The organism is Pseudomonas sp. 21LCFQ010, from assembly GCF_024129905.1.
GTDB lineage: Bacteria > Pseudomonadota > Gammaproteobacteria > Pseudomonadales > Pseudomonadaceae > Aquipseudomonas.
Window position 1 is genome coordinate 19284 of record NZ_JAMYDZ010000026.1, and the last position, 14746, is coordinate 34029.

Here is a 14746-nt window from a genome sequence, read left to right on the forward strand (position 1 = left end):
CACTGCCCCGGCAGCACTTCAAGGGTACCTCTAAAAACGTAGGCGAGGCAGTCAGCGCTAGGCGAAATCAGGCGAAAAACGGTCGGAGTCGCGCTCGACTTTACGGGTTGTAAATGAGCATTTTGATTGGGAGGCACTCCGTCGGACTCGCGCACGAGCCTGATTTCAACAACGCGATGGCGCGCGTAACGCCGCAGGCGCCCAGCCAGCAGGTAGTTTTTAGAGGTGCCCGTCAGGCCTTGCCGCGCACCTCATCCACACCACGATTGGCGAGCTGGTCGGCACGCTCGTTGCCGGGGTGGCCGATGTGGCCGCGCACCCATTTCCACTCCACCTGATGACGGCTGACCTGCTCATCGAGTTGCTGCCAGAGGTCGGCATTTTTCACCGGCTCTTTGGCAGCCGTCTTCCAGCCGCGCTTTTTCCAGTTGACCATCCACTCGGTGATGCCTTTCATCACGTACTGCGAGTCGGTGACCAGGGTCACTTCGCAGGGGCGCTTGAGCGCTTCGAGGCCGCGAATCGCGCCGGTCAGTTCCATGCGGTTGTTGGTGGTGTTGGCTTCGCCACCCCAGAGTTCCTTTTCCTGGCCCTTGTAAACCAGCAGCGCGCCCCAGCCCCCAGGGCCAGGGTTGCCCTTGCAGGCGCCGTCGGTAAAAAGTTCTATGCGTTCACTCATGGCTGTATTCCGAATTCAAAAAACCTGGGCATCGGCAGCCAGTAACCGCTCAAGGCTCACAACCGTCACGGTTGACCTTGGCCAGCGGCAACGGAATCAGCTTGCCCATGGGCTCGCGACGTGGCTGGCGCAATGGCCGCAGGCCGACCACCAGCTTGCGCGCCACCAGCAGGTAAAAGCCGCCACCCAATGCCTGACCGCTGGTGCTCCAGCGCTCCATGCCTTGCAAGCGCGTCTGCCACTTGGCCGATGCAAACGGCGGACGATAACACCCGAAGCGGCGCTTCTCCAGCGCAAAGCCCAGCAGGTTGAGCCAGTCGGCCACCCTTGACGGCGCAATACAGCGTGCTTTGCGCAAGGCGTCGCGGGCAAACACCCGGCGCATGCCCCAACTGCTCCAGGGGTTGATACCGACGATCAGCAAATGCCCGCCGGGACGCACACTGCTGGCCGCTTCACGCAACAAGCCGTGGGGAGACAGGCAGAAATCCAGGCCATGTTGCAGCACCACCACATCGGCCGCGTGCTCGCATAACGGCCAGGCCTGTTCTTCGCAGACGATTTCCATCCCCGGCAACGGCGCACCGAGACGCACGCTGCGCTGAATTTGCACGGCCTGCGGCGGCGTCTGTTGCGCCGGGCCGTAATGCACCAGGTAACCGCCGAAAAACCGCGCCAGTTCTTCTTCCAGAGCACGCCGTTCTTCTTCAATCAGCATGCGCCCCAACGGCCCGTCCAGCCACTCACGGGCCACACAGGTCAACTCCAGCCATTGCGGATCGGCCTGGGCGAAGGATTGATCGATCATGGGATATGTTCCTCCGGGACTCGCAGCGCCAGCTGGACGCTTTGAGCGATACAGGGCAGGCATGGCTTGTGGCCGCTTGCTCGACGGGCATCAATACGTGTGTCTAAGGGTGGCCTACAAAATGGCTGCACTCGGCAATATTGCGTTGAAATCAGCCTCAAGATGCTCATGTACGTTATGTACGCTGCGCTTTTTCGCCTGACCTCGCCTTGTCTTGCCTTCATTCGCCTATTTTGTAAACAGCCCCTAAGATGCACTATTGTTTCCCGCCAAGCGAATTGCGCCATGATACAGATCCACGCCCTGCCCGCTTTCAGTGACAACTACATCTGGTTGTTACAAGACCTTTCGACCCGACGCTGTGCGGTGGTCGACCCGGGTGATGCCGCGCCGGTGCTTGGCTGGCTGCAGGCCAACCCTGACTACCAACTGAGTGACATCCTGATCACTCATCATCATAACGATCATGTCGGCGGCGTGGCGGCGATCAAGGCGATCACTGATGCACGGGTCTATGGGCCGGCCGGCGAGACGATTCCGGCGCGCGATGTCGCGCTGCACGACAACGACCGTATCGAGGTACTGGGGTTGGCGCTGCAGGTCATTCTGGTCCCTGGTCATACCGCCGGGCATATCGCCTTCTATCATGAAGGCCCTGAAAAGCCCCTGCTGTTCAGCGGCGACACCCTGTTTGCCGCCGGTTGTGGCCGGTTGTTCGAGGGCACCCCCGAGCAGATGCACACCTCCCTGAGCCGCCTGGCCGCCCTGCCCGACCATACGGCCATCTACTGCGCCCATGAATATACCCTGAGCAACCTGCGCTTCGCCCAGGCCGTGGAACCGGACAACGCTGACATCACCCAGCGTCTGGCGCAGGTCAGCCAATTGCGAAGCATGGACCGCATCAGCCTGCCGTCACAACTGGGTCTGGAGCGCCTGACCAACCCATTTATCCGGGTCCATGTAACATCCGTTAAAGAAAAAGCGGACGAGTGGAACGGCCGGGACAATGCCTCGCCCAGTGAGGTATTTGCCAGCCTGCGCGACTGGAAAAACAAGTTTTGACACACCCGCTCATCTACGGAAAACCCCGTAAAGGTTGACCATCGCGGGGTCCCTTCCTAGAATCGCCCGACATTTTTTCCTGGAAACACCCCCGGACAATGTCGTCATCTACTGGAAAACCCGCGAATTCCGCCACCTTGACGCGCCTGGCACAGGCCATCGCGGTGACCGCCAGCGCACTGTTGGCAGGCTGCCAGAGCACCGGCCAGACGACTGGTCAGGTCGAGCACGACGGCACCTACCGCAGCAAGGCCAACCTGGCGACGGGCATCAAGCAGAAGCCGATCTTCGTCAATCCGACCCCCGCCGCCCAGGCCGAACCGCAAGATGTATGGGAGCGGATGCGGCTGGGTTTCCAGTTGCAACAAGGCGACAACCTGAACCCGCGCATCGATCAGCAGCGCCTGTGGTTCGCCAACAACCCGTCGTTCCTTGAGACTGCCGGTGAGCGTGGCAGCCTGTACATGCACTACATTGTCGAGCGCCTCGAAGAACGCAACATGCCGCTCGAGCTGGCGCTGCTGCCGGTGATTGAAAGCGCCTACAACCCGATGGCGATTTCCCGCGCCCAGGCGGTCGGCCTGTGGCAGTTCATCCCGTCCACCGGGCGTTACTTCAACCTGCGCCAGACCAGCTTTTATGATGGCCGCCGCGACATCCAGGCTTCGACCAATGCGGCCCTCGACTACCTGACCCGCCTGCATGACATGTTCAACGGTGACTGGCTGCTGGCCCTGGCGGCCTATAACGCCGGTGAAGGCACGGTCAGCCGGGCCATTGAGCGCAACGACAAACTCAACCTGCCCACCGACTACTGGAACCTGCCCCTGCCGCAGGAAACCCGTGATTATGTGCCTAAACTGTTGGCCCTCTCACAGGTGGTCCTGACTCCGGCAGCCTATGGTGTGAACCTCACGCCGATCGCCAACGAACCCTACTTTGAAGTCGTCGAGCTGAACAAGCGCGTCGACCTGTCCAAGGTCGCGAGCCTGGCCGACATCGACGAAGACGAACTGATCCAGCTCAATCCGGCGTTCAAGAAGCGCCTGACCGTTGATGGCCCACAGCACCTGCTGGTGCCGACCTCCAAGGCTCAGCTGCTGGCAGCCAACCTGCCCAACCTGCAGCCGGCCGAGCTGATGCAATGGCAGCATTACCGGGTCCGCCGCGGCGACACCCTGGACAGCCTGGCCAAGCGTTATCAGGTATCGGTCAGTTCACTCAAAGGCAACAACCAGTTGTCAGGCAACAGCCTGAAGGTCGGCCAGTCACTGAATATCCCGCTGCAACCGGGCGGCACAGCGAAACCGGCGTTCGAGCTGGTCGCCAGTGAAGACAAACCGAGCCGTTCGCGCACCTACCGGGTCAAGAGCGGCGACAACCTGTCGAGCATCGCCCGCGCCAACAAGGTCGATGTCGAAGCCCTGCAACGCTGGAACAAGCTCTCTGGTCATCGCCTGCAAATCGGCCAGTCGCTGGTCATTCAGGACAATAGCCGGGCAGCCGGCAAAGCCGTTGCGGCGGCCAGCGCCAAGACCGCCGAAGGCAAGCCGGTGCAGTACAAGATCCAGAAAGGCGATTCCATGTACCTGGTGGCCAAACGCTTCAATGTCGAGATGAAGCATCTCAAGCGCTGGAATCCACGCAGTGGCCAGGCACTGCGCCCCGGCCAGACCCTGACGGTTTATCTACCGCGTTGATCAGCCACGACGGACAGGCGTCGTGCTGTGCCGCAGTCTTTTTCCAGACAGGACAAACTGCTACTGTTAGCGGCCCAGAGCCCAAGCCGTGCGCAATGTGATTCGTCCCATCCTGTTAGCCATCAGCCTGGGCTTGAGCTCCAATGCCAGCGCCGCCATCAGCGAAAGCCATGGCTACGCGCAGTTTGGTGCGCTCAAGTACCCGGCCAGCTTTACCCACTTCGACTGGGTCAATCCCGAGGCGCCGAAAAACGGCACCTTGCGGATCATGGCATTCGGCACCTTCGACACCCTGAACCCTTATACCTTCAAGGGCACCAGCCCGGTCGAGACCGGCAACTTCCTGCAGTACGGCGTCAATGAACTGAATGAACCGCTGATGGTGGGCACCGGTGCTTACGACCCGTCCGGCGATGAGCCGACCTCCAGTTACGGGCTGATCGCCCGCAGTGTCGAGTACAGCGAGGACCGTAGCTGGGTGGTCTACAACCTGCGCCCGCAAGCCCGTTTTCATGATGGCCAGCCGATCACGGCTTATGATGTGGCGTTCTCTTATCGCACCCTGCTCAAGGACGGCCACCCACAGTACCGCACCGCCTTGCAGGAAGTGCAGCGGGTCGACATTCTCAACCGTCACCGCATCCGCTTCGTGTTCAAACGGGTTGGCAATCCACTGCTGATCATGCGCCTGGGCGAGATGCCGGTGCTGCCCCAGCATTACTGGAAAGACCGCGACTTCAAGGCCACCACCTTCGACCCGCCGCTGGGCAGCGGCCCGTACCGGATCAGCAACGTCCAGCCCGGTCGCCAGTTGATCTTCGAGCGGGTCAAGGATTACTGGGCCAAAGACCTGCCGGTCAATCGCGGCAAATACAATTTCGACCGGGTCGAAGTGGAGTTCTACCGCGACAGTGAGGTGGCCTTCGAAGCCTTCAAAGCCGGTGAGTTCGACATTTATATCGAGCACCAGGCCAAGAACTGGGCCAACGGCTACAACTTCGCAGCGCTGCAACGTGGCGAGGTTGTCAGGGCTGCCATAGCCCACCAGATCCCGACCCAGACCCAGGGTCTGTTCATGAACACCCGGCGCGGCACCTTCAGCGACGTGCGGGTGCGCGAAGCACTGGGGCTGATGTTCAATTTCGAGTGGACCAACCGGGCACTGTTCAGCAATGCTTACCAGCGCTCGACCAGCTATTACCCCAACAGCGAGTTTTCCGCCAGCGGGCTGCCCAGTGGCCGCGAATGGCTGATGCTATCCCAGTACCGCGAGCGCCTGCCGGCCAGCCTGTTCAACCAGCCGTTCAGCCTGCCTGCCAGCGACGGTGGCGGCCTCCCGCGCGAGACACTGCGCAAGGCTCTGGCGCTGCTCGGCGAAGCCGGCTGGACATTCTCCGGGCAACGCCTGGTCAACGCCCAACAGCAACCGCTGCGCTTCGAAATCCTGCTGGTCAATCCCAACCTGGAGCGCATCCTGCAGCCTTATGTAGAGGATCTGCGGCGCATCGGCATCGACGCAGGGCTGCGAACCGTGGACCGCGCCCAGTACAAGCAGCGCCTGGACCGTTTCGATTTCGACATGATCCTCATGACCCTGTCGCAGACCCTGAGTCCGGGCCTGGAACAGTGGCAGTACTTTCATTCCAGCCAGGCCGCCGTGAATGGCAGCAAGAACTACGCGGGCATTAGCAGCCCGGTGGTCGACGGCCTGCTCAACCAGTTGCTCGCAGCCTCCAGCCGCGAAGATCAGGTCGCCGCAGCCAGGGCACTTGACCGGGTTTTGCTGTCAGAGCACTACATGATTCCCAACTGGTATCTGAACAACCACCGCCTGGCCTGGCGCAATCGCTTCGCCATGGTCACCACGCCGCCCTATACCCTGGGCTTGCGCGCGTGGTGGCTCAAGCCTCAGGAGAACACCCGATGAACCCGATGCGTACGCTGTTGGCCAGCGCCGGCAGCCTGTTGCTGGTGGCCCTGGCCTGCACCGCCCAGGCTGCTCCCCAGCATGCCGTGACCCTGTACGACGAAGCGCCCAAGTACCCGGCGAACTTCAAGCATTTCGATTACGTGAACCCCGATGCGCCCAAGGGCGGGACCTTTCGCCAGGCCGGGTTCGGCAGCTTCGACAGCCTCAACCCCTTCATCAGCAAGGGCACAGCCGCCGCCGATATCAGCATGATCTACGACACTCTGGCGCGCTCCAGCCTCGATGAGCCGCTCACCGAATATGGCCTGATCGCTGAAAAAATCGAAAAAGCCCCTGACAACATGTGGGTGCGTTTCTATCTGCGCCCCCAGGCGCGCTTTCACGATGGCCACCCGATTCGTGCCGAAGACGTCGAGTTCACCTTCAATACCCTGATCAAGGACGGTGCGCCGCTGTACCGCGCCTACTATGCCGGCATCGACAAGGTCATCGTCGAAGACCCGTTGCGAGTCAAATTCGTCTTCAAGGACAGCCACAGCCGTGAGCTGCCACTGATCATCGGCCAGTTGCCGGTATTGCCCAAGCATTTCTGGGCGACGCGCGACTTCACCAAGGGCAATCTTGAATTGCCGCTGGGCAACGGGCCGTACAAGGTCACCCAGGTCAAGGCCGGTCGCTCGCTGCGCTTCGAGCGGGTCAAGGACTACTGGGCCAAGGATCTGCCGGTTAACCGTGGGCTGTACAACTTCGATGTGATGACCGTTGACTACTACCGCGACCCCGATGTGGCCCTGGAGGCGCTCAAGGCCGGGCAGTATGACTACCGCGAAGAAAACGCTGCAAAGAACTGGGCCAGCGCCTATGACGTGCCGGCGGTGCGTGACGGACGCCTGATCAAGGAAGAGCTGCCCAACGGCAACCCGCAAGGCATGCAGGGCTTCATCCTCAACCTGCGTCGCCCGGTGTTCCAGGACCCAAGGGTGCGCGAAGCACTGACCTTGCTGTTCGATTTCGAGTGGACCAACAAGCAGCTATTCAGCGGCTCCTACACCCGTACCCGCAGCTACTTCGACAACTCGGAAATGGCCTCCAGCGGACTGCCCACCGGTGAAGAGCTGAAACTGCTTGAAGCGCTGCGCGGCAAGATTCCTGAGCGGGTATTCACCGAGCCCTTCACGCTGCCGGTCAACGACGGCAGCGGCATGATCCGCCCGCAATTGCGCCGCGCCTACCAGCTGTTGCAGGAGGCTGGCTGGCAGATCAAGGATGATCGCATGACCGACGCCCAGGGCAACCCGGTGAAGCTTGAGTTCCTGATGGTGCAGACCGCCTTCGAGCGGGTCATGCTGCCCTACAAACGCAACCTCAAGGATCTGGGGATTGAACTGTCGATCCGTCGGGTCGATGTCGCCGAATACATGAACCGCCTGCGCTCACGGGACTTCGACATGATCGTCAGCAGCTTCCCGCAGTCCAGCTCGCCGGGCAATGAACAGCGCGAATTCTTCCACTCGGTCAGCGCCGACCGTCCCGGCAGCCGTAACTACATGGGCCTGAACGATCCGGCAGTCGATGCATTGGTTGACGGCCTGATCCGCGCCGACTCGCGCGAAAGCCTGGTGGCCCATACCCGTGCCCTGGACCGGGTGCTGCTGTGGGGCTTTTACGTGGTGCCCAACTGGCATATCAAAAGCTGGCGTATCGCTTACTGGGACCACCTGGCGCATCCGCAAGCCAAGGCGCTGTCGGACATCGGCCTGAGCAGTTGGTGGGCCAAGCCGGATGTCCAGCCGGCACCGCCAAGCCAGCCGCCAGTCAGCGAAGACGACAGCACCGGCGACACCGCCACCGGCAACGAGGAACGCTGAAATGCTGGCTTATATCCTGCGGCGCCTGCTGCTGATCATTCCGACCCTGCTGGGCATCCTGATCATCAACTTCATTATCGTCCAGGCCGCCCCTGGCGGGCCGGTGGAACAGACGATCGCCAAGCTCGAAGGCTTCGACGGGGCCACCAGCCGCATCGGCGGCGGTGGCTCGGAGGTCGGCGTGGCCGGCTCCAGCTACCGGGGTGCCCAAGGCCTGGACCCGGCTTTGATCGAAGAAATCGAGCGTATGTACGGCTTCGACAAACCGGCGCCGGAACGCTTGTGGATCATGATCAAGAACTACGCCCAACTGGACTTCGGCACCAGTTTCTTCCGCGACGCCAAGGTCACCGACCTGATTCTGGAAAAGATGCCGGTTTCAATTTCGCTGGGGTTATGGAGCACCCTGATCATGTACCTGGTGTCGATCCCGCTGGGGATCGCCAAGGCCACCCGGCACGGCAGCCAATTCGACGTGTGGACCAGTTCGGCCATCGTCGTGGGGTATGCGATCCCGGCGTTCCTGTTCGCGATTCTGTTGATCGTGCTGTTCGCCGGTGGCAGTTATCTGGACTGGTTCCCGCTACGCGGCCTGACCTCGAACAACTTCGATGAGCTGAGCACCACCGGCAAATTGCTGGATTACTTCTGGCATCTGGTGCTGCCGATCACCGCGCTGGTCATTGGTAACTTCGCGACCCTGACCCTGCTGACCAAAAACAGCTTCCTCGACGAAATCAGCAAGCAATACGTGATCACCGCCAAGGCCAAGGGCCTGAGCAACAACCGGGTGCTGTACGGCCATGTATTCCGCAACGCCATGCTGCTGGTGATTGCCGGCTTTCCGGCGGCGTTCATTGGCATATTTTTCACCGGTTCCTTGCTGGTCGAGGTGATCTTCTCGCTCGACGGTCTGGGCCTGATGAGTTTCGAGTCGGCCATCAACCGCGACTATCCGGTGGTGTTCGGCACCCTGTTCATCTTCACCCTGCTGGGCCTGGTGGTGAAACTGATCGGCGATCTGACCTATACCCTGGTCGACCCGCGCATCGACTTCGAAAGCAGGGAGCATTGATATGCCGTTGTCCCCCCTCAATCGCCGCCGCTTCGAGCGCTTCAAGGCCAACCGCCGTGGCTGGTGGTCTCTGTGGCTGTTCATGGCCCTGTTCGTCCTCAGCCTGGGCGCTGAATTGATCGCCAATGACAAACCGCTGGCAGTGCGTTACGACGGCCAGTGGTACTTTCCGGTGTTCGAGCGCTACCCGGAAACCACCTTCGGCGGCGAGTTTCCGCTGGAAGCCAATTACAAAAGCCCCTATATCCAGGACCTGCTCGCCGCCAAAGATGGCTGGACGCTTTGGGCACCGATCCCCTACAGCTACCAGAGCATCAACTACGACCTGAAAGTCCCCGCCCCGGCTCCGCCGTCACCGGACAACTGGCTGGGCACCGATGACCAGGGCCGCGATGTACTGGCCCGGGTCATCTATGGCTTTCGTATTTCGGTGCTGTTCGCATTGACCCTGACGCTGCTCAGCTCGGTCATCGGCGTGATTGCCGGTGCGCTGCAAGGCTTCTATGGCGGCTGGGTCGACCTGCTGGGCCAGCGGTTTCTGGAAGTCTGGTCGGGCCTGCCGGTGCTTTACCTGCTGATCATTCTTGCCAGCTTCGTACAACCCAACTTCTGGTGGCTGCTGGGCATCATGCTGCTATTTTCGTGGATGAGCCTGGTTGACGTGGTGCGCGCCGAGTTTCTGCGCGGCCGCAATCTTGAATACGTGCGTGCAGCCCGGGCACTGGGCATGCGCGATGGCGAAATCATGTTCCGGCACATTCTGCCCAACGCGATGATCTCGACCATGACCTTCATGCCGTTTATCCTCACCGGCGCCATCGGCACCCTGACCGCACTGGATTTTCTCGGCTTCGGCCTGCCAGCCGGCGCACCGTCGCTCGGCGAGCTGGTCGCCCAGGGCAAGGCCAACCTGCAGGCCCCCTGGCTGGGCATCAGCGCCTTTGCGGTACTGGCGATCATGCTTAGCCTGCTGGTGTTCATCGGTGAATCGGCCCGCGACGCCTTCGACCCAAGGAAATGACATGAGCCAGGACAATCTGATCGAAATCCGCGACCTGGCGGTCGAATTCACCACCGGTGATAACCGTCAGCGCGTGGTCGAAGGCGTTAATCTGGATATCCGCCGGGGTGAAACCCTGGCGTTGGTCGGCGAAAGCGGCTCGGGCAAGTCAGTCACCGCGCATTCGATTCTGCGCCTGCTGCCCTACCCTATCGCCAGCCATCCCAAAGGCAGCATCCGCTATGCCGGCGAAGACCTGCTGAGCCTCAGTGAAAAACGCCTGCGCGGCCTGCGCGGCAACCGCATCGCGATGATCTTCCAGGAGCCGATGACCTCGCTCAATCCGCTGCATTCGGTGGAGAAGCAGATCAATGAGGTGCTCGCCCTGCACAAGGGGCTGACCGGTCAGGCGGCGCGTAAACGGACGCTGGAGCTGCTGGAGCTGGTGGGTATCAGCGAGCCGCACAAGCGACTCAAGGCCTTGCCCCATGAGCTGTCTGGCGGCCAGCGCCAACGAGTCATGATTGCCATGGCGCTGGCCAACGAGCCGGAGCTACTGATCGCCGACGAACCGACCACCGCGCTGGACGTCACGGTGCAGCTGAAAATCCTCGAACTGCTCAAGCAGTTGCAGGCCCGTCTGGGCATGGCGCTGCTGCTGATCAGCCACGATCTGAACGTGGTTCGACAAATAGCCCATCGGGTATGTGTCATGCAGCGCGGTTCCATCGTCGAACAGGCATCGTGCGAACAATTGTTCCGTTCGCCCCGGCACCCGTACACCCAAATGCTGATCAATGCCGAGCCCAGTGGTGGCCCGGTGGCCAATGTGCCAGGCAAGCCGTTACTGGAAGTCGAGAACCTGCGGGTCTGGTTCCCGATCAACAAAGGCCTGTTCAAACGCACTGTCGATCACGTCAAGGCGGTCGATGGCGTAGACTTCAGCCTGCTGCAGGGGCAGACACTGGGGATCGTCGGGGAAAGCGGATCAGGCAAGTCCACGCTGGGCCTGGCGATTTTGCGGCTATTGAGCAGCGAAGGCGCCATACGGTTTCAAGGGCAGCCCCTGAACGGGCTGACGCAGCAGCAGGTTCGTCCGTTGCGGCGGCAGATGCAGGTGGTGTTCCAGGACCCGTTTGGCAGCCTGAGCCCGCGCATGTCAGTGGCTGAAATCGTGGGTGAAGGTTTACGCATTCACAACATCGGCAGCGCCCAGGAACAACAGGTCGCGATCGTCGAAGCACTCAAAGAGGTAGGCCTGGACCCGGAAACCCGGCACCGCTACCCCCACGAGTTCTCCGGCGGGCAACGACAAAGAATCGCCATTGCCCGGGCATTGGTGTTAAAACCGGCGCTGATTCTGCTGGACGAGCCCACTTCGGCGCTCGACCGGACCGTCCAGCGCCAGGTAGTCGAGCTGCTACGCTCGCTGCAAGCCAAGTACAACCTGACCTATCTGTTCATCAGTCATGACCTGGCTGTGGTCAAGGCGCTGAGCCATCAACTGATGGTGGTCAAGCAAGGCAAAGTGGTCGAACAAGGTGCGGCAGAGGCTGTTTTCGCCGCACCGCAACATCCTTACACACAGCAGTTGCTGGAAGCCGCCTTCATGGCACCAGTAGCTGTCGATTAACCTGAAGAGGAACAACACATGGGTTTTCTCGCCGGTAAGCGCGTCCTGATCGTCGGTGTCGCCAGTAAACTGTCCATCGCATCCGGCATCGCTGCCGCCATGCACCGGGAAGGTGCAGAGCTTGCCTTCACTTATCAGAACGACAAGCTCAAGGGCCGTGTCGAAGAATTCGCCGCTGGCTGGGGTTCGAGCGCCGAGCTGTGCTTCCCTTGCGATGTGGCCAGCGATGAAGAAATCGCCAAGGTCTTTGAAGAGCTGGGCAAGAAGTGGGATGGTCTGGACGTGATCGTGCACTCGGTTGGCTACGCCCCGGGCGACCAGCTCGATGGCGACTTCACCGACGCCACCACCCGTGAAGGTTTCCGCATCGCTCACGACATCAGCGCTTACAGCTTCGTGGCACTGGCCAAAGGCGGTCGTGAGCTGATGAAAGGCCGCAATGGCAGCCTGCTGACCCTGTCGTACCTGGGCGCCGAGCGCACCATGCCAAACTACAACGTGATGGGCATGGCCAAGGCCAGCCTGGAAGCCGGTGTACGTTACCTGGCCGGCAGCCTGGGCGCTGAAGGCACTCGCGTCAACGCCGTGTCGGCTGGCCCGATCCGCACCCTGGCCGCTTCCGGCATCAAGAACTTCCGCAAGATGCTGGCCGCCAACGAGGCCCAGACCCCACTGCGCCGCAACGTGACCATCGAAGAAGTCGGCAACGCCGCCGCCTTCCTGTGCTCGGACCTGGCATCGGGCATCAGCGGTGAAATCATGTACGTCGACGGTGGCTTCAACACCACTGCGATGGGCAACATCGAAGAGTAATCGGCAAGCCGCTTACTCAGACGCAAAAAAAGAAGGCCGCCCCTAGGGGCGGCCTTTTTTTGCGCTGTAGGAGCTGCTTCAGCAGCGAAGGCCTTGGCACCATTCGCGGCTGAAGCCGCTCCTACACAGCTAACGTTAGAACTTCTCGATCTTGGCCTTGTGCTCCAGCTCGGCACGATAGGCCGAGAAATCCTGCTGCCCGGCACGCGATGCCAGGAAGCGGCGGTACTGGGCCTTTTCCTCGTCAGACGGCGCAGCGGCCTGGTTGACGCCCTTGAGGCGCACAATCACGAAGCTGCCGTCACGAGCGCTCAGGCTGGCGTACTCGGACTTGTCCTGGCCTTCAGGCTTGGGCATACGGAACAGGGTCTGCAACACAGCCGGATCGACACCGTCTTGACCGCGGCTGACCGCTTCCAGAACCTTCCACTCGATACCATCCTGGCGCGCAGCCAGCGCAACCTTGCCATCGCGCAGGCCGGCGAGCAGCGCCTCGCCCTTGGCTTTGGCCGCAGCGGCAGCCTTGTCATGGACCAACTGGTTACGAATGGCGCCGGCCACTTGTTCCAGTGGCAGTTGCTGAGGCTGCAGGTGCTCCTTGGCGCGCACCACCAGCACGGTGTCAGGATCAAGTTCCAGCACGTTGCTGTTGGAACCCTCTTCCAGCACTTGCGGACTGAACGCTGCCTGGATCACCGCACGGTTGGCTGTCAGACCTTCACCACCTTCACGCCCGAACGCCGCGGTGGTCTGGACCTTGAGCCCCAGATCCTGAGCCGGCTGGCTCAGATCGGCAGACTCAAATGCCGCGTCCTGCAGTTGCTTGGTGACTTCGACGAACTTCTGCTCAACCTGTTGCGATTTCAGGTCGGCGGTCAGCTTGTCCTTGAGGCTGGCGAAGCTCGGCACCGAAGGTGCTTCAACGCCCAGCAGCTTGATCAGGTGCCAGCCGTAATCGCTGCGTACCGGCTGCGAGACCTGGTCCTTGTTCAGCGCGTACAGGGCATCTTCGAAAGCCGGGTCGTATACCCCCTTGCCGGCGTAACCCAGATCACCGCCCTTGGTGGACGATCCCGGATCCTGAGAGAACTCTTTGGCCAGGGCGGCAAAGTCTTCACCTTTGGCCAGGCGCTGCTGGATTTCTTCCAGTTTGGCCTTGGCCTGCTGATCGTTAACCTTGTCGCCAACTTCGATCAGGATGTGCGCAGCCCGACGCTGTTCGGTCAGATTGGCAATTTCCTGCTGGTAAGCGGCCTGCAGGTCTGCATCCTTGACCTGAACCTTGTCAAAGAACGCCGACTTCTTCAGCTCGATATAGTCCAGAACCACTTGCTCGGGGCTCATGAACTCCTTGGCGTGCTGATCGTAGTGGGCCTTGACCTCGTCATCGCTTACCGAAACGCCAGCAGTATTGGCAGCAATGGTCAGGGTGGCCGAATCACGGGTCTGCTTCTCCAGTCGGGCAAACGCCTCGACCTGGGCATCGGTCACGAACGCGCTGCCAGCGATACCGGCACGGGTCTGAGCGATGAGCATTTCCTGGGTCAGCATCTGCCGGAACTGCAGACGGCTATAGCCCAATTGACGAATGACCTGATCAAACCGGTCGGCACTGAATTTGCCATCGACCTGGAACTCAGGCGTCATCAACAGTTGCTGGTCAACGGCGGCTTCGGAAAAGGCGAACTTGTCGTCTGCGGCTGCCTGCAACAGCAGTTTGCGCTCGATCAGGCCCTTGAGAGCCGATTCACGCAGCAGCTTTTCGTCCAGCAGCGCAGGATCGAAGTCCTTGCCCAACTGCTGAGCCAATTGCTGAGCCAGCTGGCGACGTTGCATATCGACCGCTTGACTCAATTCGTTTTGGGTCACCTCTTCGCCATTCACCTCGGCAGCATTCTGCTTGCTGCTCGAAGAGGTGAACATCGCTTCGATGCCCGTCAGGGCCATCAGCGCAACGATGATCCCGATAATGGTTTTGGCAATCCAGCCTTGGGAATTGTCCCTGATGTTCTGCAGCATGCGTCCCCCAGAACGGTTGAACTCACGAACCAACCGCGGAGCGTGGGTAGAAAGCGGATAGAAGAAAGGCGCATCCGAGGATGCGCCTTCCCGTAAATCGCGTAGCGGAAGGTCTCGAACCTTCCGCGACCGGTTCGCGAATACACGCGAACCAGC

The 14746-nt window shown here is 60.9% G+C and carries 11 protein-coding genes; 8 read left to right on the forward strand and 3 right to left on the reverse strand.

Features of this window, described 5'->3' with window-relative positions:
* Positions 1–232: 232 nt before the first annotated feature.
* Both rnhA and NJC38_RS23400 read right to left on the reverse strand, forming a co-directional pair.
* The gene (rnhA, locus tag NJC38_RS23395) at positions 233–679 is read right to left on the reverse strand and encodes a ribonuclease HI (RefSeq protein ID WP_045489766.1); all 447 of its coding nucleotides are present in this window, start codon (positions 677–679) and stop codon (positions 233–235) included.
* A gap of 49 nt (positions 680–728) precedes the next feature.
* A complete protein-coding gene (locus tag NJC38_RS23400; protein WP_253117297.1) occupies positions 729–1487 on the reverse strand; it encodes a class I SAM-dependent methyltransferase in 759 nt (252 codons plus the stop codon).
* Between the two features lie 285 nt (positions 1488–1772).
* On the opposite strand from NJC38_RS23400, the gene gloB reads away from it, so the two are divergent.
* The 8 genes from gloB (at position 1773) to fabI (ending at position 12571) form a co-directional block, all read left to right on the forward strand.
* Entirely contained in the window at positions 1773–2552 is a 780-nt protein-coding gene (gene gloB / locus NJC38_RS23405) for a hydroxyacylglutathione hydrolase (protein WP_253117298.1), read from the forward strand.
* 98 nt (positions 2553–2650) lie between these two features.
* Positions 2651–4252 carry a LysM peptidoglycan-binding domain-containing protein gene (locus NJC38_RS23410; RefSeq protein WP_045489758.1) on the forward strand — a complete coding sequence of 534 codons (1602 nt, stop codon included), beginning with the start codon at positions 2651–2653 and terminating at the stop codon, positions 4250–4252.
* A 97-nt stretch (positions 4253–4349) separates the two neighbouring features.
* Entirely contained in the window at positions 4350–6179 is a 1830-nt protein-coding gene (locus NJC38_RS23415) for an extracellular solute-binding protein (RefSeq protein ID WP_253117341.1), read from the forward strand.
* Positions 6176–8050 carry an extracellular solute-binding protein gene (locus tag NJC38_RS23420; protein ID WP_253117299.1) on the forward strand — a complete coding sequence of 625 codons (1875 nt, stop codon included), beginning with the start codon at positions 6176–6178 and terminating at the stop codon, positions 8048–8050. Before NJC38_RS23415 ends, NJC38_RS23420 begins: the two co-directional genes overlap by 4 nt.
* A gap of 1 nt (position 8051) precedes the next feature.
* Positions 8052–9125 carry a microcin C ABC transporter permease YejB gene (locus tag NJC38_RS23425; RefSeq protein ID WP_045489754.1) on the forward strand — a complete coding sequence of 358 codons (1074 nt, stop codon included), beginning with the start codon at positions 8052–8054 and terminating at the stop codon, positions 9123–9125.
* A 1-nt stretch (position 9126) separates the two neighbouring features.
* Positions 9127–10146 (forward strand): ABC transporter permease, encoded by a 1020-nt coding sequence (locus NJC38_RS23430; protein WP_045489752.1) that lies wholly within the window; start codon positions 9127–9129, stop codon positions 10144–10146.
* Position 10147: 1 nt separating this feature from the next.
* Positions 10148–11758 (forward strand): ABC transporter ATP-binding protein, encoded by a 1611-nt coding sequence (locus NJC38_RS23435; protein ID WP_253117300.1) that lies wholly within the window; start codon positions 10148–10150, stop codon positions 11756–11758.
* A gap of 18 nt (positions 11759–11776) precedes the next feature.
* Positions 11777–12571 carry an enoyl-ACP reductase FabI gene (gene fabI / locus NJC38_RS23440; RefSeq protein WP_045489747.1) on the forward strand — a complete coding sequence of 265 codons (795 nt, stop codon included), beginning with the start codon at positions 11777–11779 and terminating at the stop codon, positions 12569–12571.
* A gap of 135 nt (positions 12572–12706) precedes the next feature.
* On the opposite strand, the gene NJC38_RS23445 is transcribed toward fabI, so the two are convergent.
* Positions 12707–14590 carry a SurA N-terminal domain-containing protein gene (locus NJC38_RS23445; protein WP_253117301.1) on the reverse strand — a complete coding sequence of 628 codons (1884 nt, stop codon included), beginning with the start codon at positions 14588–14590 and terminating at the stop codon, positions 12707–12709.
* Between the last annotated feature and the right edge of the window lie 156 nt (positions 14591–14746).

Excerpts from the sequence above, each read along its gene's own strand:
- NJC38_RS23400 (WP_253117297.1), bottom strand. The coding sequence starts at position 1,487 with ATGATCGATCAATCCTTCGCCCAGGCCGATCCGCAATGGCTGGAGTTG.
- NJC38_RS23435 (WP_253117300.1), top strand. The coding sequence starts at position 10,148 with ATGAGCCAGGACAATCTGATCGAAATCCGCGACCTGGCGGTCGAATTC.
- fabI (WP_045489747.1), top strand. The coding sequence starts at position 11,777 with ATGGGTTTTCTCGCCGGTAAGCGCGTCCTGATCGTCGGTGTCGCCAGT.
- NJC38_RS23430 (WP_045489752.1), top strand. The coding sequence starts at position 9,127 with ATGCCGTTGTCCCCCCTCAATCGCCGCCGCTTCGAGCGCTTCAAGGCC.
- gloB (WP_253117298.1), top strand. The coding sequence starts at position 1,773 with ATGATACAGATCCACGCCCTGCCCGCTTTCAGTGACAACTACATCTGG.
- NJC38_RS23410 (WP_045489758.1), top strand. The coding sequence starts at position 2,651 with ATGTCGTCATCTACTGGAAAACCCGCGAATTCCGCCACCTTGACGCGC.
- NJC38_RS23445 (WP_253117301.1), bottom strand. The coding sequence starts at position 14,590 with ATGCTGCAGAACATCAGGGACAATTCCCAAGGCTGGATTGCCAAAACC.
- rnhA (WP_045489766.1), bottom strand. The coding sequence starts at position 679 with ATGAGTGAACGCATAGAACTTTTTACCGACGGCGCCTGCAAGGGCAAC.
- NJC38_RS23420 (WP_253117299.1), top strand. The coding sequence starts at position 6,176 with ATGAACCCGATGCGTACGCTGTTGGCCAGCGCCGGCAGCCTGTTGCTG.
- NJC38_RS23425 (WP_045489754.1), top strand. The coding sequence starts at position 8,052 with ATGCTGGCTTATATCCTGCGGCGCCTGCTGCTGATCATTCCGACCCTG.